Genomic DNA, 21,954 nt, shown 5'->3' with positions numbered 1-21,954 from the left:
GGGCGGTATCAGAGGCCGAGGAGGCCCTTGGTCAGGGTCGCCGCGCCGCCGGCGAGTCCGAGGATCAGCACCAGCCAGCGGGCGGGCGCCTCGGGCACCCGGTCGCCCAGAGCGCGGCCGATGAGCGCGCCCGCGGCGATGGCCGCCACGCACAGCGCCCAGGCGCCGGCCGACAGGTCGGGCGGGCCCTTCGCGGTGACCGAGACGATGTTGATGACGACGCCGTAGAAGAGCGCGTTCGGCACGAACTCCCGCACCGTCCAGCCCGCGTTCACGGCGTACAGCGAGACGGCGGGGCCGCCGATGCCGGCGGAGGAGTTCATGAATCCGCTCACCGCGCCCGCCGTGACCGCCCCGCCGGTGCCGCGCAGTGATTCGGCGCGGGCGCCTGCCATGACGAGCCCGACGGCGCCGCAGACCATGGCGCCCATGCCGGTCAGCAGTACGGGCGCGGGCAGCCGGGCGGCCGTGACGGCGCCGATCGGTACCGTGCAGACGGCGGCGGCGAGCAGCGGCACCATGGCGCGGGGCCTGACCTGCCGCCAGACGGTGGCCAGGCCGAATGCGCTGATGGCGCCGGCGGCGCAGTTGGAGAGCCGGACGCCCTCCGCCGGGCCGAGCACCAGCGCGAGGGCGGGCCCCGCGACCAGCGCGAGACCGATGCCCGCGAGCCGCTGCACGGACGCACCGAGCAGCAGGACTCCGGCCATGAACAGGACGTCACCGGTCACAGCAGCCCGGCCAGCCGGTAGAGGACGAGGGAGCCGGCCACGGCGACGTTGAGGCTGGCGCCGGTGCCGACCATGGGTATCTCGACGGCCTCGTCGAGCAGGTCGAGCGCGTCCGGCGGGATGCCGTGCTGCTCGTGGCCGAGCACCATCACCGTGGCGCGGCGCGCGGCCGGCAGGTCGGCCAGGCGCACGGCCTCGTCGGCGAGTTCGACGCCCAGGACCTCCTTGCCCGCGGCGCGCTGCCGCTCCAGCCAGCGCAGCGGGTCGCCGGTCCAGTGCACGCAGACGGGGCGGCGCAGCGTGTTGCCGCGGGCCAGCGCCTCGGGTACCCAGGGGAAGCGGGGTACGACGAGGCAGGCGCCGACGGCGTCACAGGTGCGCAGGAGCGTACCGAGGTTGGCGCCGTGGAGCGGCCAGAGGGGGGCGGCGTAGAGGTGGTCCCAGCAGGAGTGCGCGCGGGGGCGGCGGCTGCGCTTCAGCTCGCGGGGTGTGCGGGTGCGGATGGCCGGCGTGTCCCTGCCGGGCCGGCGGACCCCCGGACGGGCGCTCATCGGCGCGGGGCACGCGCCCCCTGAACGCTTGTAGTACTCACGTAATTCGGCATGCGAACAGAGTAGCGATCATCCTCGGCCGACCACCACCCCGCGCGTGATCCCGACCGGTGCGGCAGACTGCCGGGATGGATTGCGAAGTCATCGTGCTCGGCAGCGGCATCATCGGTCTGACCAGCGCGGTCGTCCTCGCCGAAGGCGGGCGGCGGGTCGCGGTGTGGGCTCGGGAGCCGGCGGAGGAGACGACGTCGGCCGTCGCGGGCGGGCTGTGGTGGCCGTACCGGATCGAGCCCGAACACCGGGTCGCCAGCTGGTCGGTGCGGTCGTTCGACGTGTACGCGCAGCAGGCGGAGCACGCCGCGGTGACGGGCGTGCGGATGCGGGCGGGGCTGCAGCTCGGCGCCGGACTCGCCGGCCTCGGGCCGTGGCGGCGCGCCCTGCGCGAGGTGCGGGCCGCCGACTCCGCGGAGTTGCGCGGGGAGTACGCCGCGGGCGTGCGCGCGACGGTGCCCATCGTCGACACCGGCACGCACCTGGCGCACCTGCGCGACCGGCTGACCGCGGCCGGCGGCCGGATCGAGCCGCGCGCCGCCGGCTCGCTCGACGAGGCCGGGCGGGCGGCCCCGTACGTCGTCAACTGCACCGGCCTCGGCGCCCGCGAGCTGGTGCCGGACCCCGGGGTGCGCCCGGTGCAGGGGCAGCTCGTCGTGGTGGAGAACCCCGGTGTCGAGGAGTGGCTGGTCTCGGCGTACAAGGACGCGACGGCCACGCTGTACGCGCTCCCGCAGCCGTACGGGCTCGTGCTCGGCGGCACGGCCGTGGAGGGCGCCTGGGGCACCGAGCCGGATCCGGCGGTGGCCGAGGGCATCGTGGCGCGCTGCGCGGGCCTCGTCCCCGAGGTCGCCCGCGCCCGCGTCCTCGGCCACCGCGTCGGGCTGCGCCCGGCCCGGGCCGCCGTGCGGCTGGAGGCGGAGCGGCTGCCGGGCGGTGCGCTGTGCGTGCACAACTACGGGCACGGGGGCGCCGGGGTGACGGTGGCGTGGGGCTGCGCCGAGGAGGCCGCGGGCCTGCTGGAGGGGTGAGCCCGGCAAGCCCCCCGCACACCCGCCCAAGGGCAGGCGGCCCTCCCGACGACCGAACCCCGGTACGGTCCACCCGTCGTACGTGCCGAGGCGGCCGCCCCCGGCCACTGCCGTGCCGGCCGCCCCGCCCCGTTCAGCGGCAGCGTTCGACGGGCCTGCCGTCGGCCAGCTCGTAGACCGCGCGCTGGTCCAGCAGCAGCGGCACCAGCGCGCGCAGCGGCTGCCGCAGCTTCACCAGCGCGCCGCCGCCCGGTCGTTCGCGGACCTCGATGCCGTGCAGCGCCAGTTCGTCGCCGACCGCGTCGTACTGCGCGGCGTCGAGTTCGTAGCCGCAGGGCGGGTCGTCGATGATCTGGCCCGGCGCGGGCGGCTCGTTGTCGGCACCGCCGAGGTAGACGGGGCCGGTGTCGGCGAGGCCGCGGGCGCGGGCCGCCGCGGTGGCGGTGGCCAGCCGGCCGCGATGGTCGGCGGCGTAGGCGAACGTGGCGTCGAGCGCGGTGAGCTGGGAGGTGACCCGGCGGCGGTGGTTGGCGGCGGGATCGCCGCGCTCGTCGTCGGTGAGCGCGGTGATGCGCGTCTCGACCAGCAGGCCGGCCGCGTGCTTGAGGCCGGCGGTGTTGCGCAGGATGCGCTCCTGGCCGTCGCCGGCGACCTGGCGGATGGGCTCGCCGGTCTGCGGGTCTGTCCAGATGCCGTAGACGCCGCTGCTGTAACCGGCCTCCTCGACGCCGGCGCGGACGTGGTCCTCGGTCAGGTGGCGGGCCTCGCGGTGGACGTCGTCGTGGGTGTTGAGGTTGCGCGGCCAGAGCGCGAGCACGTCCTTGACGTAGTACGGCTCGGTGGCGTCGAACTCGTGCAGGTCGTGGATGACGTCGGGGCGGTAGTCGCGGATGACGGCGGCCATGGCCCGGCCCTCGGCGGTCTGAAGCGCGACGTGGTCGCGGTTGACGTCGACGCCGTCGGCGTTGCCGCGGGTGTCGGCGGCGCGGCCGTCGGGGTTGGCGCTGGGGACGACGAGGACGGAGTTGCGGGCCAGGAAGCGGCGGGTCCCGGCGTCCTTGGCGTAGGCGAGGTCGCGCAGGCCGGTCAGGCATGCCTCGCGGCCGGCCGGTTCGTCGCCGTGCTGACTGCAGATGAGCAGGACGACGCTGCCGTGGGCGGCCTGCGCCGGCGTGGGCGGGCGGGGCGCGCCGATGCGGACGAGGTTCAGGGGGCGGCCCTGCTCTGTGGTGCCGATCCGGTCGACGGCGACGCGCTTGCTGCCCTCGGCCACGGTGGCCAGGAACTCCGCCTCCTCCTGCTCGCCGGTCCAGCGGGCGCCGCCGCTCTCCTCGAAGCCGGTGCGCGGCGGGTTGGCGGCCTCGGCGGGCGGGCCGGTGAGCGGCGCCAGCACGACGGCCGCGGCGCAGGCCGCGAGGGTGGCCGTGCGGAGCACGGTGAGACGGGGGGCGCGTAGGCGCATGGGCGGTCTCCCGGAGGCGGAGCGCGACGAGGGTGGCCAGAAGATAGCGGAGGGTGACCCGCCGCAGAAGCCTCCGCGCACGAAGTCTCCGCGGCCGCCCCGTATCCGGGCGGGTCCCGGTCTTTCACAGGACCGGTGAGACAGCAATATTGTTGGACCATGACCCAGGAGACGGAGGCGGCCGGGCTGACCGTGGACGAGCTGGCCGCACGCGCGGGTGTCACCGTGCGCACGGTCCGCTTCTACTCCACCCGCGGGCTGCTCCCCCCGCCGGTCATCGGCCCGCGGCGGGTGGGGCGCTACGGCCCGGAGCATCTGTCCCGGCTCGCGCTCATCGAGGAGTTGCAGCACCAGGGGCTGACGCTGGCGGCGATCGAGCGGTACGTACAGCAGTTGCCGCCGGGGCTGAGCGCCGAGGACCACGCGCTGCACCGCGCGCTGGTGGCCACCTGGGTGCCGGACGCGGAGACCGAGGTGAGCCGGGCGGAGCTGGAGCGGCGCGCGGGGCGGTCGCTGACCGACGACGACGTGGCGCGGCTGGCCGCGATGGGGGTGCTGGAGCGTACGCCGCCGGAGCCCGGTGCGTACGACGCGGCACCCGGCGCGGCCGGCGGCGGCGACACCTTCCGGGTCGACCCGGCGATCCTCCACCTCGGGGTACGGCTCCTCGACGTGCCCATCCGGCTGGAGACCGTCCTCACCGCCCGGGACGTGGTGCAGGAGCACTCCCGCGCGGTGGCCCGGGAGCTGACCCGGCTCTTCCACGACGAGGTGTGGGAGCCGTTCGGCGAGGCAGACCCCGACCCGGAGCAGGTCGAGACGATGAAGTCGCTGTCGGCGCACATGCAGCCGATGGTGGTGCAGGCGCTCGTGACGGCCTTCCAGCGGTCGATGAAGGCGGAGCTGCGGACGTCCTTCCCGGCGGAGTGACCTCCTCCCCCGCCGCGTGACCTTGCGCACGTGCGCCTGTGACCGGTGAGGTTCCCACCGGCGTTCTTTGCGCAACGACAGGTGCGAAGTCCGTGGCCGCTCTTGCCCGGGACCGACCGTGTTGTCATGCTCATCCGCGTCGCAGTCGCGAACCGCCGTCCGCGCCGAGGAGTTGGAGCATGAGCGCACGCCCCCGACGGGGACGCCGCTGGGCCTTCCCCGTACTCGCCGTCCTGCTCACCGCCGCGGGGCTCACCGTCCCCGGCGCCCTCGCCAGCCCCGACGCCGAGCCGGACGACGACCGCTTCAGCCTCGTCGGCGTCTCCTGGCCGGCCGGCGGCGGCGCGCTGGACGGCACGCCGCAGGTACGCACCCGGGACGCCGGCACCGGCCGGTGGACGGCGTGGCGGTCGCTGGAGGCCCAGCCCCGGCAGACCGAGCCCGGCACGCCCGCGCCGTCACGGGCCGCCACCGCGCCGCTGTGGGTGGGCGACTCCGACGCCGCCCAGGGCCGGCTGCTCCGCGGCGACGGCGAGACGGCGCCGCTGCCCGGGCGCGCCCGGCTGGAGCTGGTCGCCCCCGCCGACGGCCCCGGGGTGCCCGCGGAGCCCGCGTACACCACGACCGCGACGCGGCCGTCGATCATCTCCCGCACGCAGTGGGGCGCGAACGAGTCCTGGCGCGACGGCCCGCCCGAGTACGGCAGCAACACCAGGGCGTTCATCGTCCATCACACGGTGGACAGCAACGGCTACGCGTGCTCTGAGGCCCCGTCGATCATCCGCGCGATCTACCGCTACCACACCCGCACCAACGGCTGGAACGACATCGGCTACAACTTCCTCGTGGACAAGTGCGGCCGCATCTACGAGGGCCGCCGCGGCGGCGTCACCAAGCCGGTGACCGGCGCGCACACCCTCGGCTTCAACAAGAACACCAGCGGCGCCGCGGTCATCGGCTCGTACGGCTCCGCGTCCGTCCCCTCGAAGGTCACCCACGCGCTGGCCCGGCTCTCCAAGTGGCGCCTCGACGTCGCAGGCCACACCCGCACCGGCAAGGTCAGGCTGACCGCGGGGAAGTCCAACGGCAAGTACGACAAGGGCGACTCGACCACCGTCTACCGCGTCACCTCCCACCGCAGGCTCTATCCGACCGCCTGCCCCGGCGCGAAGCTCTACGCCAAGATCGGCACGATCCGCACCATGCGCGTCGGCTGAGTACGGACCGGCCCCGCCGCGCCGGCGACGGCGCGGCGGGGGCGAGGCCCGCTCAGACGGCGTCCATGAACGGCTCGCCCCGTTCCGCCTTCGCCAGCAGCAGCGCGGGCGGCTCGAAGCGCTCGCCGTACGCCGCCGCCAGCTCCCGCGCCCGCGCCACGAAGCCGGGCAGCCCGCCCTCGTAGCCGTTGACGTACTGCAGCACGCCGCCGGTCCAGGCCGGGAAGCCGATACCGAAGACCGAGCCGATGTTCGCGTCCGCGACGGACGTCAGCACGCCCTCCTCGACCAGCCGCACGGTGTCCAGCGCCTCGGCGAACAGCATCCGCTCCTGGAGGTCGCGCAGCGCCGGCGGCTCCTGGTCCGGCGTGGTGAAGTGCTCCCGCAGCCCCGGCCAGAGCCGGGTCCGCTTCCCGTCCTCGTAGTCGTAGAAGCCCGCTCCCCCGGCCCGCCCGGTACGGCCGAACTCGTCGACCATGCGGTCGATGACCGCCTCCGCCGGGTGCACGGGGTAGCTGCCGCCGGCGGCCTCGACGGCCGCGCGCGTCTCGTTGCGGATCTTCCGCGGCAGCGTGAGCGTCAGCTCGTCCAGCAGGGACAGCACCTTCGCCGGGTAGCCGGCCTGGGCGGCGGCCTGCTCGACGGTGGCGGGCTCGATGCCCTCGCCGACCATGGCGACGCCCTCGTTGATGAAGTGGCCGATCACGCGGGAGGTGAAGAAGCCGCGCGAGTCGTTCACGACGATCGGGGTCTTGGCGATCTGCCGGACGAGGTCGAAGGCGCGGGCCAGCGCCTCGTCACCGGTGCGCTCGCCCCTGATGATCTCGACCAGCGGCATCCTGTCGACGGGCGAGAAGAAGTGCAGCCCGACGAAGTCACCCGGGCGGGCGACGCCGTCGGCGAGCAGCGTGATGGGCAGGGTGGAGGTGTTGGAGCAGAGCAGGGCGTCGGGCGCGACGACGTCCTGGATCTCCTGGAACACCTTGTGCTTGAGCGCGGGGTCCTCGAAGACCGCCTCGATCACCGCGTCGCAGCCGGCCAGCTCCACCGGGTCGGCGACCGGGGTGATGCGGGCGAGCAGCGCGTCCCGCTTCTCCTGCGTCGTACGGCCCTTGGCGAGCTGCTTGTCGAGCAGCCCGGCGGAGTACGCCTTGCCCTTCTCGGCCGCCTCGACCGACACGTCCTTCAGCACCACCTCGATGCCGGCGCGCGCGCAGGCGTACGCGATGCCCGCGCCCATCATCCCGGCGCCCAGCACGGCGACCTTGGACACGCGCCGCTCGGCGACCCCGGCGGGCCGGGAGCGGCCGGCGTTGACGGCCTGCAGGTCGAAGAAGAACGCCTGGATCATGTTCTTGGCGGTCTGTCCGACGGCCAGGTCGACGAAGTAGCGGGCCTCGATGACCTGGGCGGTCTCGAAGTCGACCTGGGAGCCCTCGACGGCCGCCGCCATGATGTTGCGCGGGGCGGGGAACGGGGCGCCGCCGAGCTGCTTCTTCAGGTTGGCCGGGAACGCGGGGAGGTTGGCGGCGAACGCCGGGTTCTTCGGCGTGCCGCCGGGGATCTTGTAGCCGGGCTCGTCCCAGGGCTGCCGGGACTCCGGGTGGGCGTCGACGAACGCGCGGGCGGCGGCGCGCAGTTCCTCCTCGGTCCCGACGACCTCGTGCACCAGTCCGTTCTCCAGCGCCCGCCGCGGCCGGTACTGCGTACCCTGCAGCAGCACCTTCAGCAGCGCGTCGGTGATGCCCATCAGCCGTACGGTACGGGTGACGCCACCGCCCGCGGGCAGCAGGCCGAGGGTGACCTCGGGCAAGCCGATCTTCGAGCCGGGCGCGTCGAGGGCGACGCGGTGGTGGCAGGCGAGCGCGATCTCGTAACCGCCGCCCAGGGCCGCGCCGCCCAGGGCCGCGACGACGGGCTTGCCGAGCGTCTCGATGCGGCGCAGCGCGTGCTTGACGGTCATGCCGGCGTCGAACGCCTCGCGCGCGTGTTCCCTGTCGATGCGGATGAGGTCGTGCAGGTCGCCGCCGGCGAAGAAGGTCTTCTTCGCGGAGGCGAAGATGACGCCGCGCACGCCGTCCCGCTCGGCCTCCAGCCGGTCGGCGACGGCGGTGAGCGAGTGGATGAAGTCCGCGTTCATGGTGTTGGCGGACTGGCCCGGGTCGTCCAGGACGAGGGTGACGACGCCGGTGTCGTCCTGCTCCCAGCGGATCGTGTTCGTGTGGCTCATGGCGATGAGGTGATCTCCGTAGGCGGGGGGGCGGGACGGGGTCAGAGGCGCTCGACGACGGTGGCGATGCCCATGCCGCCGCCGACGCAGAGGGTGGCGAGGCCGTAGCGCAGGTCGCGGCGCTCCAGTTCGTCGACGAGGGTGCCGAGGATCATGGCGCCGGTGGCGCCGAGGGGGTGGCCCAGGGCGATGGCGCCGCCGTTGACGTTGACCTTCTCCGGGCTGACGCCCATGTCCTCGATGAAGCGCAGCACGACGGCGGCGAACGCCTCGTTGATCTCGATGAGGTCGATGTCCTCGATGCCGAGGCCGGCCCTGGCGAGCGCCTTGCGGGTCGCGGGCGCGGGCCCGGTGAGCATGATCGTGGGCTCGGAGCCGGTCACGGCGGCGGAGACGATACGGGCCCGGGGGGTGAGCCCGTACCGCCGGCCGACCTCGGCGGAGCCGACGGCGACGAGGGCGGCGCCGTCGACGATGCCGGAGGAGTTGCCCGCGTGGTGGACGTGGTCGATCCGCTCGATCCAGTGGTACTTCTGCAGCGCGACGGCGTCGAAGCCGCCGAGCTCGCCGATGTCCGCGAACGCGGGCTTCAGCTTGGCCAGACTGTCGGCCGTCGTGCCGGGCCTGATGTGCTCGTCCCGGTCCAGGACGGTGAGCCCGGCGCGGTCCACGACCGGCACCACCGAGCGCTCGAACCGGCCCTCCTTCCACGCCTCGACGGCCCGCTCCTGCGACATCGCGGCGTACTCGTCCACGTCCCGGCGGCTGTAGCCCCCGATCGTGGCGATGAGGTCGGCGCCGATGCCCTGCGGTACGAAGCCGACCTCCATGTTGGTCATCGGGTCGTTGAACCAGGCGCCGCCGTCCGAGCCGATCGGCACCCGCGACATCGACTCGACGCCGCCGGCGAGGATCAGGTCCTCCCAGCCGGAGCGGATCTTCGCCGCGGCGATGTTGACGGCCTCCAGACCCGAGGCACAGAAGCGGTTCTCCTGCACGCCGGCGACGCTGTCGGGCAGCCCGGCGGCGATGGCCGCGATCTTGGCGATGTCGGAGCCCTGGTCGCCGTGCGGGCTGACCACGCCGAGGACGACGTCGTCGACGGCGGCCGGGTCGAGATCGGGGAAGCGGCGGCGCAGCTCGTGGACGAGGCCGACGACGAGGTCGATCGGCTTGGTCCCGTGCAGGGCGCCGTTGGCCTTTCCGCGGCCGCGGGGGGTGCGGATCGCGTCGTAGACATAGGCGTCGGTGACGGACGGCCTGGCGGTTGTGGTCACGGTTGGTGCGCCTCTCAGGAGAGCAGGGAGCGGCCGATGATCTCTTTCATGATCTCGGTGGTGCCGCCGTAGATGGTCTGGACACGCCCGTCGGTGAAGGCGCGGGCCACGGGGAACTCGCTCATGTAGCCGTAGCCGCCGTGCAGTTGCAGACAGCGGTCCGCGGTGCGTTTCTGCAGCTCGGTGGCCCACCACTTGGCCATCGAGGCGTGTACCGCGTCCAGCTCGCCGGCCGTCAGGTCCTCGATGCAGCGGTCGACGAACGTACGGGTCACGGCGCACTCGGTGGCCATCTCGGCGATCTCGAAGCGGATGTGCTGGAACCGGCCGAGCGACCGGCCGAACGCCTCGCGCTCCTTGACGTACGCCGTGGTGGCCTCGACCAGGTGCTCGGCGGCGGCGACCGCGGCGACGGCGATGGCCATCCGCTCCTGCGGCAGGTTGGTCATGAGGTGGCCGAACGCGCCGTCGCGCTCCCCCAGCAGGTTGTCCTTCGGCACCCGTACGTCGGTGAAGAACAGCTCGGCGGTGTCCTGGGCCTTCTGGCCGATCTTGTCGAGGTTGCGGCCGCGTTCGAAGCCGGCCGCGCCGCGCTCGACGACCAGCAGGCTCAGCCCGTGCGCGCCGCCCTCGGGGGTGGTCCTGGCGACCACGACGACGAGGTCGGCGAGGATGCCGTTGGAGATGAACGTCTTGGCACCGTTGAGCAGCCAGTGGTCGCCGCGGTCCTCGGCGGTGGTGCGGATGCCCTGGAGGTCGGAGCCGGCGCCGGGTTCGGTCATGGCGATGGCGGTGATCAGCTCGCCGGTGCAGAAGCCGGGCAGCCAGCGCCGCTTCTGCTCGTCGGTGGCCAGGGAGGTCAGGTAGGGGCCGATGACGTCGTTGTGGAGGCCCACGGCCAGTCCTGCGGCTCCGGCGCGGGCGAACTCCTCGGCCAGCACGGCCGCGAAGCGGTAGTCGTCGTGCCCCCCGCCGCCGTACTCCTCGGGGACGGCGAGGCCGAGCAGGCCTTGCCGCCCCGCGGCGCGCCAGGCGTCGCGGGAGACGATGCCGTCGGCCTCCCATCTCGCGTAGTGCGGCGTGACCTCCTTGGCGAGGAAGGTCCGCACGGTCTCGCGGAAGGCCGTGTGTTCGGGCCCGTACAGCCGGCGCTTCAACGCTCCTCCTGGGTCGGGGCGGGGGTGAGGTCGGGGACGTCCCAGTCGCGGGCGACGGCCGCGGTGTCGGCGCCCGGGCGGGCGGGCGGCCGGTGCACGGCGCCGGGGGTGGCGGAGAACCGGGGCGCGGGGGCGGGCTGGACGGTGCCGTACTCCTCGGTGAAGGTGCCGCGGGCGGTGAGGTGCGGATGCTCGCGGGCCTCGCGCAGGGACAGCACGGGGGCGACGCAGGCGTCGGAGCCGGCGAAGACGTCGGTCCACTCCGCGCGCGTACGCTCCAGGAACCGGGCGGCCAGCCGCTCGCGCAGCTCCGCCCAGGCGGCGGGCTCGCCCCGGTCGGGCAGGGTGCCGGGGACTCCGAGGAGGCCGACGAACTCCTCGTAGAACGCGGGCTCCAGCGCGCCGACGGCCATGTACTGCCCGTCCGCGGTCTCGTAGACGCCGTAGAACGGCGCGCCGCCGTCGAGGAGGTTGGCGGCACGGCGGTCGTGCCAGGCCCCGGCCGCGAGCATGGCCTGGATCATCGAGGTGAGGTGCGCGGTGCCGTCCACGATGGCCGCGTCGACGACCTGGCCCTCCCCGGTGGTACGGGCGTGCTGCAGTGCGGACAGCACGCCGACGACGAGGTAGAGCGAGCCGCCGGCGTAGTCGCCGAGGAGGTTCGCGGGGATGGCGGGCGGGCCGTCGGCGGGGCCGATCATGCCGAGCGCGCCGGTGACGGCGACGTAGCCGATGTCGTGTCCGGCGGTCCCCGCCAGCGGTCCTTCCTGGCCCCAGCCGGTCATCCGCCCGTACACCAGCCGGGGGTTGCGGGCCAGGCACTCCGCGGGGCCGACGCCGAGGCGCTCGGCGACGCCGGGTCGGAAGCCCTCGACGAGGATGTCGGCGCGCTCGGCGAGGGCCAGCGCGGCGGCGGCGCCCGGCGCGGACTTGAGGTCGAGGACGACCGAGCGCTTGTTGCGGTTGGTGAGGTCGTGCGCGGGGTCGATGCCGAGTCCGGGGCCGCCGGGCCGGTCGACCCGGACGACGTCGGCGCCGAGGTCGGCGAGGAGCATGGCGGCGAACGGCCCGGGGCCGATTCCGGCCAGCTCGACCACGCGTACGCCGTGCAACGGGCCGTGCCCCGTGCTCCCCATCAAGCCCCCAGCGGTGTGACACCAACTGTGTAACACCAGAGATGATAAGAACACGTTTCAGTGGGCACAAGTGCGGGGACCCCCCGCGCGGGTCGGACACCGCCACGGGGGTACGGCAGCGGAAACAGCCGTCCGGCGCGTCGACGGGGCGGCGGCTCATGAACCACCCTGGGTCCCATGGCAGACGAGTCCCGCCCGCATGACCTCATCCTCTTCGGCGCCACCGGCTTCACCGGCGGCCTCACCGCGGAGTACCTGGCCCGGCACGCGCCGCCCGGCTGCCGCTGGGCGCTGGCCGGGCGCGACGCCGGGCGGCTGGCGGAGGTGCGCGACCGGGTGGCCGCGATCCGGCCGGAGTGGGGCGATCTGCCGCTGCTCACCGCCGACGCGGCGGACCCCGTGGCGCTGCACGGGCTGGCCGAGCAGACCCGGGTGGTGGCCACGACGGTGGGGCCGTTCCTGCGCCACGGCGAGCCGCTGGCCGCCGCGTGCGCCGCGGCCGGGACGGATTACGCCGACCTGACGGGTGAACCGGAGTTCGTCGACCGGGTGTACGTACGCCACCACGAGCGGGCCCGGGAGACCGGGGCCCGGCTGGTGCACTCCTGCGGGTTCGAGTGCACGCCGTTCGACCTCGGCGTGCGCTTCACCGTCGAGCAACTGCCGGAGGACGTGCCCCTGCGCATCGACGGCTTCCTGCGCGCCGCGGGCGGGCTCTCCGGCGGCACGCTGGCGTCCGCGCTCGGGGCCGTCTCCCGGCCGCTGCCGGGCGCACGTGCGGCGCGGGCCCGCCGCCGGGCGGAGCCGCGGGTGACGGAGCGCCGGGTGCGGGCGCCGTTGGGTGCACCGACGCGCAGCGGCGCGCTGCGCGCCTGGGGGCTGCCGCTGCCGACGCTGGAGTCGCGGGTGGTGGCGCGGTCGGCGACGGCGCTGCCGCGGTACGGGCCGGACTTCCGCTACCGCCACTACGCCGCCGTCAAGCGGCTGCCCGTCGCCGTGGGCACCGTGCTGGGCGCCGGGGCATTCGCCGCAGCGGCGCAACTGCCGCCGCTGCGGAAGCTGATGGCGTCCCGGCTGGCACCGGGCACGGGGCCGAGCGAGGAGCGCCGGGCGCGCAGCTGGTTCTCCGCCCGCTTCGTGGGCACGGGCGGCGACCGGCGGGTGGTGACGGAGGTCAGCGGCGGCGACCCGGGGTACGACGAGGCGGCGAAGATCCTGGCGGAGGCGGCGATGTGCCTCGCGTACGACCCGCTGCCGGAGACGTCGGGGCAGGTGACGACGGCGCAGGCGATGGGCGAGGCGCTGACGGAGCGGCTGGTGACGGCGGGGATGGGCTTCCGGGTCCGGGTCGCGTCGCCGTAGCGCCGGGGGCGCGTGGCGGCGCGGTCCCGCGGTGGACCGGCCCGCCGCCGTGTGGGTTCGCCCGCCCCGCGGCCGCAGTGCTGACGAGCCGGGTGTCCCCGGTTCGTACGGCCTACTCCTGCGCCGTCTGCACCTCCAGCGCCGCGTCCCGCACCTCCCGCTGCGGGTGGGCGCGCAGAGTGCGCAGCATGTCCCGCCAGGGCTCCGGCCAGCCCGCGCGCGTACCGCCGGCCTTCGTGAGCACGACCGCGAACAGGCCCTCCGCGTGCCCGCCCGCCGCCGTCAGCGCGCCGGCCGCCTCCGCCCGGGCCTCCGCCACGCCCGGCCTGGCGTCGCGGTCCAGCCGGTGGGCCAGCGTGCCCGCCGTGGCCTCGGCGAGCACCGGGCGCCCCTCGTGCAGCGCGGCGAGTTCCCGCAGCGCCGCCGTCAGCTCTGCCGCCCCGGCCTCCAGATCGACGGCCACCGTGCGCAGCACCGCCGCCTGCGGCACGAAGTCGTCGTCCACGGCGAGCACGTCGGCGAACGCGTGCAGCGTGGGCCGCAGCAGCGGGCGGCGAACCCGCGCCCGCAGGGTCAACCGCCGGACGAGGGAGACCAGACGCCGGCGCGCGGGCAGGTCGCGGTCCTGCTCCGCGTCCGGCTGGCCGACGGCGCGGACGCGGAGTTCACGCGCGGCGCGTACGACGGGCTCGCGCGCCGGATCGTCCGCGGGGGCGTTGATGGCCAGGGTGACCAGGGCGTCGGCCGCGGGCTCCCACGTGCCGCGGTTGCCGAGGTCGGTGACCGCGCGGCACAGCACGTCCGCGGCGGTCGGCGACCACGGCGCCCAGACGGCGAGGCTGGTGTACGCGGCCCAGGCGAGCTGCGGGTCGTCGGTGCGGCTCGCGGCCTCCACCAGCCCCGCGTACCGCGGCCGGTGCTCCTCGCGCAGGTCGCGCGGCTGCGGCCGGAGCAGCGGCAGCCGCACCTCCGGGTCGTCGGCCGCGGCGGTCTCCAGCATCCGCCACACCTCGGGCCTGCCGAGCAGGCCGACGGCGAAGGCCGCACACGCGGCGCGTACGTCACGGTGCTGCTCCGGCAGTTCGTACGCGCCGATCACCAGCGCCGCCGCGGCCCCGGCCGGCAGCCGGGTGGCGGCGATGCGGACGGCCTCCTTGCGGCTGGTCACCTTCGCGCCGGCCGCGGACCCGTCGGGGCCGGGCAGCAGCAGCGGGCGCAGGGCGGCCTCGACGCGCGAGGGCGCCGCGTGCCGGGTGGCGCGGGTGGCGGCGTACACGGCGACGCGGGCGCGGTCGCCGCCGGCGTGCGCGAGCAGCAGCGGCAGCGCCTCCGCGGGCCGGTCGGTCCACACCAGGGCGGCGAGCGCGGCCTCGGCGAGCGCGACGTCGTCCGCCCCGGTGTAGCGGAAGACGACGTCGAAGCCGTGGCCGGGTATGCGGGCGGCGTCCGCGAGGGCCCGGACGCGGTCGTACTGCGGCAGCCCGGGGTCGGCCGCCGCGCGGGCAAGCAGCCGGGCGGCGGCGTCCTGCTGGGCGGGCGTCCAGCGCTCGGGCGTGACGACGGGCGGGGTCCAGGACGCGCGCGCCGTCAGGAACCGGCCCCAGGGCGGGGTGTCGCCGAGGACGGCGTCCAGGAGGTCCGTACGGGTGCGGGCGAGCACCTGGTACACCGGCGGGAGGACCGCGGCGGACGGCTCCTGCGCCAGCAGCCGGCCGACGCGCTCACCGCGGCCGGCGTGTGGCTCCAGCCACAGCGACACGGCGGTGCGCACGGTCGCGTCGTTGCCGAACTGCACCGCCTGCCACAGGTATTCCTGCAGTTTGGGCATCTCCCAGGCGCGCCGCCCGAGCGCCCGCGCGAGCGCGAACGTCAGCCCGTGGTCGACCTTGTCCGCGCCCGCCTCCAGCCACGGTTCGAGGGCGTCGAAGACCTCGTGTTCCTGGCCGCGGCGCAGCGAGGTGTCCAGCCGGCCGAGGTCGGCGCCGCCGGTGTGGCCGGTGAGCCGGGTGATCGTGCGCAGCGAGAAGCTCACCAGCTCGGGCCGGCCGCCCGCGGCGTGCTCGCGGAGCAGCGCGACCGCCAGTGTGCGCAGCGCCCCGCGGGTGAGCGGGGAGGAGTCGCGGGCGGCGATCGCGTCGGCGGCGATCAGGTGGAGGTGGTCGGCGGCGTCGGCGGTGAACAGCGCGGGGTGGGTCTCGGCGAGCTGCCGCAGGGCGACGGAGCGTACCGGGTCCTGGTCGTTGCGCAGCCGCTCGGCCAGCAGCCGGACGGCGCTGGTGACGTCCTCGGGGTGGCCGGAGCGGGCGGCGTTGGCGACGAGCAGCCGGTACGCGTGGGCACGCTCGTCGGCGTCGGAGCGGCGCAGCGCGGCGAGCAGTTCGCCGCGCGCCTCGGCGACGGGCAGGCAGGCCACCGCGCTCAGCACGGTCGAGGGGTGCGCGTCGCGCTCCCGGGCCTGCGCGGCCATGCGGCGCGCCTCCGCCGCGCGGCGCCGGTGGGGCAGGGCGTCGAGGAGGTCGGCCGGGAAGTCGTCGCGGGCGGTGTCCCGTTCGGCCATGGCGGCGTCGAAGAGCGCCTCTCGGCGGGACGGCGGGGTACGGCGCAGCAGGTCGGTGAGCGAGGAGGTGTTCTCCTGCCAGAGCCGGGCGAGTTCGGTCAGCTCGGGCGGCGCGGCGGCGACGAGCCGGTCCAGCACGGTGCGCGGCAGCCGGGTCGCGGCAGTCCCCCGGCGGCGCTCCGGGGCGAGCAGCAGGCGCAGGGTGCGGCCGGGGTCGGCGGCCACGAGCCGGTTCAGCCGCTCGTGCACGAGCGGCTGGAGCCCGCCGTGGCAGAACCGCTCCAGCAGGTCCAGCACCCGGTCCGGGGCGGACTCGGCGAGCGGGGCGACGACGCCGGAGTACGCGGTCCACCACGCCGCCCGGCCGCCGCGCGCCAGCAGGCCCAACTGCCGCTCCGCCTCGTCCAGTACGGCCCCGGGGTGCCGACCGGCGAGGGCTGCCGGGCCGCTGAGCGCGGGCCAGAGCGCGGGCAGCAGGCGGCGTACGGTCTCCTCCGTGCACGCGGGCAGCAGCCGTGCGGCCTCGCCGTCGCCCCACTGCTCGCCGACCGGCCCGATCAGTGCTTCCGCGACGGCGGTGCGCCGGCCGCGGACCACGGCGCGGACGAGCTGCGTGCGCACGACGGCGGGTGCGTCCTCGAAGGCGGCGACGACGGCGTCGTCGGGCAGCAGGCCGCGCCGTACCGCCTTCATGCCCTGGGCGCGCACCGCTTGGTCGGGGTGGGCGAGCCGGGCGGCGAGAAAGGCGGTGTCGCGCCCGACGAGGGCGGCGAACGCCGCGAGCCGGCGGCCGTACGCGCCGTGCCCCTCCAGCCCGTCGAGGAGCGCGGCAAGTTCGCCGCGACCGGTGGCCCGGCGGGCGGCGAGGGCCAGTTCGCGCAGGCGCTGCGGGTACGGCAACGGTTCGAGGGCACGGATGAGGTCGTCGGCGTGAGGCTGCATGGGACCGCATTGTTCCGTGCCGGCCGCCGATCGGCGGGCGAATTCTTGTACGAGCCGGGGCGGGCGGCGGTCAGTCGAACGACGGCATCTCGTGGGTGCGGGTGCGCTTGATCTCGTACAGGCCGGGCACGCCGCCCAGCGTCAGCAGCCCGTCCCACAGCCGCAGCGCGTCGTCGCCGCGCGGCGTGGGCGAGACGACGGGGCCGAAGAAGGCGAAGCGGGCGCCGCCGGGCGGGGTGACGGCGAGGACGGGGCTGCCGACGTCGGTGCCGACCAGCGCGATGCCCTCGGCGTGCGAGGCGCGTACGGCCTCGTCGTACGCCTGTGACTCGGCGGCCGCGGCCAGTTCGGCGGGGAGCCCGGTGTCGTCGAGCGCGCGGGCAAGGCCGTCCCACTCGCCTCGCTCGTGCAGCCGCACGGCCAGGGCTGCGTAGTAGCGGCCGAGGGCGTCGGAACCGTGGTGCTCCGCGACGGCGGCGCAGACCCGCACCGGCTGCCGGAGGTAGTCGCCCCACTCCCCCTCGGGATCCTCGGGGTTGACCTCGCGGCCCTCGTTGAGGACCTCCAGGCTCATGACCCGCCAGCGCACCCGGATGCCGGTGAGCCGCCGCACCTCGGTCAGCCAGCGCGCCGTCGTCCACGTCCAGGGACACACGGGATCGAACCAGAAGTCGACCGCATGCGTGCCGTCGCCGGGGTCCGCCGCCTCGTCCGTCATCACTCCACCGTATCGAGGTGCAGGCGGACGAACCGGGGGCGGTACAGGGCGACGTTGCGGTGCACGTTGGCCGAGACGTTGTCGGCCGAGGCGTCCAGCCAGTTGACGTCGTAGCCGAGGAGCAGGCCGTCGCCGGAGCCGACGCCGGGATGCGCCTGCGGGTTGTACGCGGCGGCGCCGGAGCCGCCGGCCGCGTCCTCGGGCAGCGGCGGGGTGAACGCCTTGTCCGGCCCGTGCCACGGGCCCTCCGGCCGGCACGCCCAGTACGACGCGACGGTCGTCAGCCCGCTCCCGGCCGGCCCGCCCGCGTCCATCGTGAACAGCACCCAGGTGTCGCCCTGCCGCACGACGCTGAACGCGCTGCCGACGCCCTTGCGGCCGCCGTCGCCCAGCACCGGCCGTGAGCGGGCCGCCTCCTTGCTCCAGCGCTCGCCGTCCCAGTACCGCCACGCCGACCGGTCCGCGAGCCGCCCCACGGGCACGCGCGCGAGGTGCGCGCGGGAGCTGCGCTCGGCCTGCTCGGGGGTGCGGCCGTCGGTGCCGCCCCACACGTACGTGAAGTCCCCCCGCCGGACGGCCGCCGCGCCGTAGACGAGGCGGTCGGCCGGGTCGGCGACCAGCGACTGGTCGTCGACCTGGGTGATGCCCTCCAGTCGCAGGTCCGGCAGGGAGAGCGTGGCGACCTCGGTGGCCAGCGGTACGCCGTAGATCCACGGCTGCTGCGCCTCCTGCCGGTGCCACAGCAGCACCCGCAGCACCTGCTCGGAGGAGCCGGGCGTACGCGGCTCCACCACGGCGTGCACCGGCCAGCGCCACTGCCGCACCGGGGCGCCGGGTTCGGGGAAGAGGGAGGCGGGTGCGCCGGGGGCGCCGCCGAGGAGGGTGCGTTCGAGCCGGCCGTCCGCGGACATGACGAGGGCGGCGTTGCGGGTCCACGCGGGGGTGCCGAGGGAGGTGTCGCGCCAGGCGTGCTGCTGGCCCTGCTTGTTGGGCGGCGGCTGGACCTGCCCGAGGTACGGGTCGGAGACCAGCCACAGCGTCCGGCCGTCGGGCAGCTTGACGGAGTGGTTGCCGTCGCCGCCGGTCCAGTCGTCCGTGCGGGCGGCGTCGTCGCCGTAGCGCTCGAACTCGTCCGTCGTCGCGGCGTCGGCGCTCCAGCCGGAGACGGCCAGGCCGGTGCAGGCCCCGGCGTCGTCGCCGGAGTCGTCGTCGCCGAGCACGACGACGAGGCCCACGACGAGCAGCAGGGCGAGGGCTATCCCGGCGCCGGCGGTCTGGCGTCGCTCCATCGGGGCACGGTAACGGGCGGGGCCGGTGATCCGTAAGGCACCCCGTGGGACGCGGCCGGCGGCCGCCCGTAGGCTGGCGGCGTGGCGAAGCGAGACCTTGCGGTGTTCGACCTGGACGGCACCCTCACCGACACCCGGCACCGGCTGCACCACCTCGCGTCCTCCCCCAAGGACTGGGACGGCTTCTTCCGCGCGGCCCCTCTCGACCCGCCGCTGCCCGAGGGCGTTTCGCTGGCCCTCCAGTGGGCCGAGACCTGCGAGGTCTGCTACGTCACCGGCCGACCGGAGCGCACCCGCCGGGACACCGTGGCCTGGCTCGCCGCCCACGGCCTGCCCGAGGGCCCGCTGTGGATGCGCCGCGCCGCCGACCGGCGGCCGGCCCGGGTGGCGAAGCCCGAGCTGCTGCGCCGGGTGGCCCGCGGGCGCACGGTGGCGGTGGTCGTGGACGACGACGAGCCGGTCTGCCAGGCGTACGAGAAGGCCGGCTACCCGGTCGTACGGGCCGACTGGATGCCGCCCGCCGAGCCGCTGCGCGCGGCGCAGGAGGACGAGGGCCGCACGTAGCATCCGCCCGCACGGGACAACGCCCGCGATTCCCGGGCCGGATCGCGGCCCGCCCCTCCCGCGCCGCGGCCGGGCGACTACGCTCGGCGCACATGACCTCCCGCGACGACACGGACATCGACGACACGGGCCTCGACGAGACCGAAAAAACCGGAAAAGACCGGAAGGCCGGCATAGCCGCGGCCGCCACCGACGCGGGCGACCCCCACACGCCCGGCGCCGGTGACCCGGTCGAGGCGGCCGGCCTGCCCGACCCGCTCGACGACGACGGCGAGGACGGCGACGAGCCGCCGCCGCCCCGGCTGACCCCGCGGCAGGCGCGCCGCGTGCGGGCCCTGACCTCCGCCGGGGTGATGGTGGCCGTGGGCGTGGCGATGGTGGTGCGGTTCCGCCGGGAGCCGTCGCTGCTGACGTTCGCGCTCTACGGCGGCGCTCTCATCCTCTCCGGTACCGCGATCATGCTCAGCCGCGCCGGCCGCACCCGGGTCGCGATGGCGGTGCTGGCCGCCGGCTTCGCGTTCGTGGTCGCCGATCAGCTTCTGCGCTAGCGCCGCCGCGGTAGAGGGCGGCCGGGGCGGGTAGGTCATCGGTAGTACGCCGAGTGGGGGGTTCGTTGAACAAGAAGCACGCGGCCGCAGCGGCGGCGCTCCTGGTGCCCGCGGTCGCCGTCGCCGCGGTGCTGCTCGCCCGGTCGCACGGCGGTACCGAGGAACAGGCGCACCGCCCCCAGCCCCGCTCCTCCCCCGTCTCCCCGTCCGCGTCGCCCTCACCCGCCCCCACCGACGAGCCGTACGCGCCCGAGGGCCCGGTGCTCGGCGTGAAGCTGGACAACGCCGCGGCCGCCCGGCCGCACACCGGCCTGGAACAGGCCGACGTCGTGCACGTGGAGCGCGTCGAGGCCGGCATCAGCCGCTTCCTCGCCGTCTACGCCTCCGGGCTCCCCGACGTCGTCGGGCCGGTGCGCAGCGCCCGCGAGACGGACCTGGAGCTGCTCGCGCAGTACGACGACCCCGTACTCGCGTACTCCGGCGCGCAGTCCAAGCTCAAGCCGTACATCAACCGCGCCCCGCTGCGCCCGGTGCCGCCCGAGCAACTGCCCGGCGCGTACTTCCGCGGCACCGACCGGCCCATCCCGCACAACCTGTACCTGCGCCCCGAGCGCGTCACCGACGCCGCCCCCGAACTCGCCGGCATGGACGCCGCGTCGCTCTACGAGACCGGCGAGGCCCCGGCCGGCGGCCGGAAGACCGGCGAGCGCACGGTGGAGATGCCGGCCGCGAGCTTCACCTTCGACTGGTCGGCCGAACGCCGCGGCTGGGAGGTCTCCATGGACGGCACGCCGGCCACCAGCGGCGGCACCCGGCTCGCGCCGCCGACGGTGGTGATCCAGGAGACGACGATCCGCAAGGGCGGGTTCGGCGACCGGTGGGGCAACAACTCGCCGTTCACCGAGACCGTCGGCTCCGGCGACGCCACGGTGCTGCGCGACGGCCGCGCGTACGCCGCGGAGTGGGACCGGCCGACGGAGGCGGACCGCACCGTGTTCACGACGCCGGACGGCGAGCCGATGCCGGTGGCCGAAGGCCAGGTGTGGGTCGTGTACGTGCCGCGCGGCTGACCGCGCCGCGGGGCACCGCCCCGGCCGTTCGCGCCCTCACCCCGCGTCCATCCGCAGCACCGCCGCGCCCCTGACCCGGTCCGCCGCGAGGTCGTCAAGGGCGTCGTCCGCCCGGTCGAAGGGGTACGGGGTGACGGTCGCGCGCACCCCGTGCGCGTCCGCGGCAGCGAGGAACTCGCGGCCGTCGGCACGGGTGTTGGCGGTGACGCTGCGCAGCACGCGCTCGCGGAACAGGTGCCGCTCATAGTCCAGCTCCGGGATGGTGGTGAGGTGGATGCCCGCCACGCTGAGCGTGCCGCCGGCGTCCAGCGCCGCCAGCGCGACCGGCACCAGTTCGCCGGCGGGCGCGAACAGCACCGCCGAGTCGAACGGCTCCAGCGCCGGCTCGTCGGCCCCCTCCGCGGTCGCGGCGCCCAGCTCCAGCGCGAGCCGCTGCGCCGCCCGGGAGCGGGTGCGCACGTGCACCTCTGCGCCCTCGGCGAGGGCGAGCTGAGCGGTCAGGTGCGCGGACCCGCCGAAGCCGTAGAGGCCGAGCCGGCCGCCGCGCGGCAGGTGCGCCAGCCGCAGCGCGCGGTAGCCGATGATCCCGGCGCACAGCAGCGGCGCCAGCTCCTCGGCGGCGGGCTCCTTGGGCAGCGCGTACGCGTACGGGGCGGGCACCACGGCGTATTCGGCGTAACCGCCGTCCGCGTCCCAGCCGGTGTAACGGGAGTAGGGGCAGAGGTTCTCCTGGCCGCGCTCGCACCAGCGGCACTGTCCGCAGGTGTGGCGCAGCCAGGGGATGCCGACGCGGGATCCGATGCGCCGCTCGGCGGCGGCCCCGGCCGCGACGACTTCACCGACCGCCTCATGGCCGGGGACGACGGGCGTCTTGTGCGGCGGGAGGTCGTGGTCGCGGACGTGCAGGTCCGTACGGCAGACACCGCACGCCTCGACCCGGACGAGCAGTTCGCCGGGCCCGGGCTCGGGCACCGGCAGCTCCACCGGCTCCAGCCGGCCCTTCGCGGTGACGACCCAGGCCCGCATGGTCGTCGGCAGCGTGGCTCCCATGCCCCCATCCTCGCGGGCCCCGGTTCCCCCCGTCCACGACGCGCCGGGCGGTGCACTCCCCTGCGACCTCGGATGCCCCCG

General features: G+C 75.5%; 18 protein-coding genes. 7 read left to right on the top strand and 11 right to left on the bottom strand.

Translation table 11 applies throughout. From position 1 onward, the window contains the following. Positions 1-8 precede the first annotated feature (8 nt). Both ABGA99_RS19480 and ABGA99_RS19475 read right to left on the bottom strand, forming a co-directional pair. On the bottom strand, positions 9-710 hold the full coding sequence (locus ABGA99_RS19480) for a sulfite exporter TauE/SafE family protein (RefSeq protein WP_347579430.1): 702 nt from the start codon (positions 708-710) through the stop codon (positions 9-11). A gap of 17 nt (positions 711-727) precedes the next feature. Continuing rightward, positions 728-1,282 carry a TrmH family RNA methyltransferase gene (locus ABGA99_RS19475; protein WP_347579329.1) on the bottom strand — a complete coding sequence of 185 codons (555 nt, stop codon included), beginning with the start codon at positions 1,280-1,282 and terminating at the stop codon, positions 728-730. 128 nt (positions 1,283-1,410) lie between these two features. On the opposite strand from ABGA99_RS19475, the gene ABGA99_RS19470 reads away from it, so the two are divergent. Beyond that, positions 1,411-2,364 carry an FAD-dependent oxidoreductase gene (locus ABGA99_RS19470; protein WP_347583068.1) on the top strand — a complete coding sequence of 318 codons (954 nt, stop codon included), beginning with the start codon at positions 1,411-1,413 and terminating at the stop codon, positions 2,362-2,364. A gap of 133 nt (positions 2,365-2,497) precedes the next feature. Here ABGA99_RS19470 and ABGA99_RS19465 read toward each other — a convergent pair whose 3' ends face one another. Next, positions 2,498-3,826 carry a M14 family metallocarboxypeptidase gene (locus tag ABGA99_RS19465; RefSeq protein ID WP_347583067.1) on the bottom strand — a complete coding sequence of 443 codons (1,329 nt, stop codon included), beginning with the start codon at positions 3,824-3,826 and terminating at the stop codon, positions 2,498-2,500. Positions 3,827-3,985: 159 nt separating this feature from the next. Between ABGA99_RS19465 and ABGA99_RS19460 the strand changes: the two genes are divergently transcribed. Further along, positions 3,986-4,756: a MerR family transcriptional regulator gene (locus ABGA99_RS19460; protein ID WP_347579326.1), complete on the top strand. Its 771-nt coding sequence runs from the start codon at positions 3,986-3,988 to the stop codon at positions 4,754-4,756. Positions 4,757-4,935: 179 nt separating this feature from the next. Next, positions 4,936-5,973: an N-acetylmuramoyl-L-alanine amidase gene (locus ABGA99_RS19455; RefSeq protein WP_347583066.1), complete on the top strand. Its 1,038-nt coding sequence runs from the start codon at positions 4,936-4,938 to the stop codon at positions 5,971-5,973. Positions 5,974-6,025: 52 nt separating this feature from the next. Here the strand turns inward: ABGA99_RS19455 and ABGA99_RS19450 are convergent, their stop codons facing one another. The 4 genes from ABGA99_RS19450 to ABGA99_RS19435 are packed head-to-tail and all read right to left on the bottom strand — an operon-like array spanning position 6,026 to position 11,773. Beyond that, positions 6,026-8,203: a 3-hydroxyacyl-CoA dehydrogenase NAD-binding domain-containing protein gene (locus ABGA99_RS19450; protein ID WP_347579324.1), complete on the bottom strand. Its 2,178-nt coding sequence runs from the start codon at positions 8,201-8,203 to the stop codon at positions 6,026-6,028. Positions 8,204-8,244: 41 nt separating this feature from the next. Continuing rightward, a complete protein-coding gene (locus tag ABGA99_RS19445; RefSeq protein ID WP_347579323.1) occupies positions 8,245-9,480 on the bottom strand; it encodes an acetyl-CoA C-acetyltransferase in 1,236 nt (411 codons plus the stop codon). A gap of 14 nt (positions 9,481-9,494) precedes the next feature. Next, positions 9,495-10,637 carry an acyl-CoA dehydrogenase family protein gene (locus ABGA99_RS19440; protein ID WP_347583065.1) on the bottom strand — a complete coding sequence of 381 codons (1,143 nt, stop codon included), beginning with the start codon at positions 10,635-10,637 and terminating at the stop codon, positions 9,495-9,497. Further along, positions 10,634-11,773: a CaiB/BaiF CoA-transferase family protein gene (locus ABGA99_RS19435; protein WP_347583064.1), complete on the bottom strand. Its 1,140-nt coding sequence runs from the start codon at positions 11,771-11,773 to the stop codon at positions 10,634-10,636. Before ABGA99_RS19435 ends, ABGA99_RS19440 begins: the two co-directional genes overlap by 4 nt. A 177-nt stretch (positions 11,774-11,950) precedes the next feature. Here ABGA99_RS19435 and ABGA99_RS19430 point away from each other — a divergent pair, with 177 nt between their 5' ends. Next, complete coding sequence (locus tag ABGA99_RS19430) at positions 11,951-13,135, top strand: saccharopine dehydrogenase NADP-binding domain-containing protein (protein ID WP_347583063.1); 1,185 nt, start codon at positions 11,951-11,953, stop codon at positions 13,133-13,135. A gap of 112 nt (positions 13,136-13,247) precedes the next feature. Here the strand turns inward: ABGA99_RS19430 and ABGA99_RS19425 are convergent, their stop codons facing one another. The 3 genes from ABGA99_RS19425 to ABGA99_RS19415 form a co-directional block, all read right to left on the bottom strand. Continuing rightward, positions 13,248-16,634 (bottom strand): hypothetical protein, encoded by a 3,387-nt coding sequence (locus ABGA99_RS19425; RefSeq protein WP_347583062.1) that lies wholly within the window; start codon positions 16,632-16,634, stop codon positions 13,248-13,250. Between the two features lie 70 nt (positions 16,635-16,704). Further along, on the bottom strand, positions 16,705-17,352 hold the full coding sequence (locus ABGA99_RS19420) for a DsbA family protein (protein WP_347583061.1): 648 nt from the start codon (positions 17,350-17,352) through the stop codon (positions 16,705-16,707). After that, positions 17,352-18,641 (bottom strand): DUF4185 domain-containing protein, encoded by a 1,290-nt coding sequence (locus ABGA99_RS19415; protein WP_347583060.1) that lies wholly within the window; start codon positions 18,639-18,641, stop codon positions 17,352-17,354. Before ABGA99_RS19415 ends, ABGA99_RS19420 begins: the two co-directional genes overlap by 1 nt. Before the next feature lie 102 nt (positions 18,642-18,743). On the opposite strand from ABGA99_RS19415, the gene ABGA99_RS19410 reads away from it, so the two are divergent. From ABGA99_RS19410 to ABGA99_RS19400, 3 genes are all read left to right on the top strand, one after another. Then, a complete protein-coding gene (locus ABGA99_RS19410) occupies positions 18,744-19,205 on the top strand; it encodes a hypothetical protein (RefSeq protein ID WP_347579429.1) in 462 nt (153 codons plus the stop codon). A gap of 92 nt (positions 19,206-19,297) precedes the next feature. Beyond that, on the top strand, positions 19,298-19,753 hold the full coding sequence (locus ABGA99_RS19405; protein WP_347579317.1) for a hypothetical protein: 456 nt from the start codon (positions 19,298-19,300) through the stop codon (positions 19,751-19,753). Between the two features lie 65 nt (positions 19,754-19,818). After that, positions 19,819-20,823, top strand: a complete 1,005-nt coding sequence (locus ABGA99_RS19400; protein ID WP_347583059.1) for a DUF3048 domain-containing protein — start codon at positions 19,819-19,821, stop codon at positions 20,821-20,823. Between the two features lie 36 nt (positions 20,824-20,859). On the opposite strand, the gene ABGA99_RS19395 is transcribed toward ABGA99_RS19400, so the two are convergent. Beyond that, the gene (locus ABGA99_RS19395; RefSeq protein ID WP_347579428.1) at positions 20,860-21,849 is read right to left on the bottom strand and encodes a zinc-binding alcohol dehydrogenase family protein; all 990 of its coding nucleotides are present in this window, start codon (positions 21,847-21,849) and stop codon (positions 20,860-20,862) included. Between the last annotated feature and the right edge of the window lie 105 nt (positions 21,850-21,954).

The sequence above is a fragment of the Streptomyces sp. B5E4 genome, from assembly GCF_039871555.1.
GTDB lineage: Bacteria > Actinomycetota > Actinomycetes > Streptomycetales > Streptomycetaceae > Streptomyces.
The sequence above is the reverse complement of the archived record's forward strand: the minus strand, read 5'-3'. Positions and strand labels throughout refer to the sequence as shown.

Coding starts and splice junctions, on each gene's coding strand:
- ABGA99_RS19420 (WP_347583061.1), bottom strand. CDS start 17,352: ATGACGGACGAGGCGGCGGACCCCGGCGACGGCACGCATGCGGTCGAC.
- ABGA99_RS19460 (WP_347579326.1), top strand. CDS start 3,986: ATGACCCAGGAGACGGAGGCGGCCGGGCTGACCGTGGACGAGCTGGCC.
- ABGA99_RS19415 (WP_347583060.1), bottom strand. CDS start 18,641: ATGGAGCGACGCCAGACCGCCGGCGCCGGGATAGCCCTCGCCCTGCTG.
- ABGA99_RS19470 (WP_347583068.1), top strand. CDS start 1,411: ATGGATTGCGAAGTCATCGTGCTCGGCAGCGGCATCATCGGTCTGACC.
- ABGA99_RS19425 (WP_347583062.1), bottom strand. CDS start 16,634: ATGCAGCCTCACGCCGACGACCTCATCCGTGCCCTCGAACCGTTGCCG.
- ABGA99_RS19430 (WP_347583063.1), top strand. CDS start 11,951: ATGGCAGACGAGTCCCGCCCGCATGACCTCATCCTCTTCGGCGCCACC.
- ABGA99_RS19465 (WP_347583067.1), bottom strand. CDS start 3,826: ATGCGCCTACGCGCCCCCCGTCTCACCGTGCTCCGCACGGCCACCCTC.
- ABGA99_RS19435 (WP_347583064.1), bottom strand. CDS start 11,773: ATGGGGAGCACGGGGCACGGCCCGTTGCACGGCGTACGCGTGGTCGAG.
- ABGA99_RS19455 (WP_347583066.1), top strand. CDS start 4,936: ATGAGCGCACGCCCCCGACGGGGACGCCGCTGGGCCTTCCCCGTACTC.
- ABGA99_RS19475 (WP_347579329.1), bottom strand. CDS start 1,282: ATGAGCGCCCGTCCGGGGGTCCGCCGGCCCGGCAGGGACACGCCGGCC.
- ABGA99_RS19450 (WP_347579324.1), bottom strand. CDS start 8,203: ATGAGCCACACGAACACGATCCGCTGGGAGCAGGACGACACCGGCGTC.
- ABGA99_RS19480 (WP_347579430.1), bottom strand. CDS start 710: ATGGCCGGAGTCCTGCTGCTCGGTGCGTCCGTGCAGCGGCTCGCGGGC.
- ABGA99_RS19405 (WP_347579317.1), top strand. CDS start 19,298: ATGACCTCCCGCGACGACACGGACATCGACGACACGGGCCTCGACGAG.
- ABGA99_RS19395 (WP_347579428.1), bottom strand. CDS start 21,849: ATGCGGGCCTGGGTCGTCACCGCGAAGGGCCGGCTGGAGCCGGTGGAG.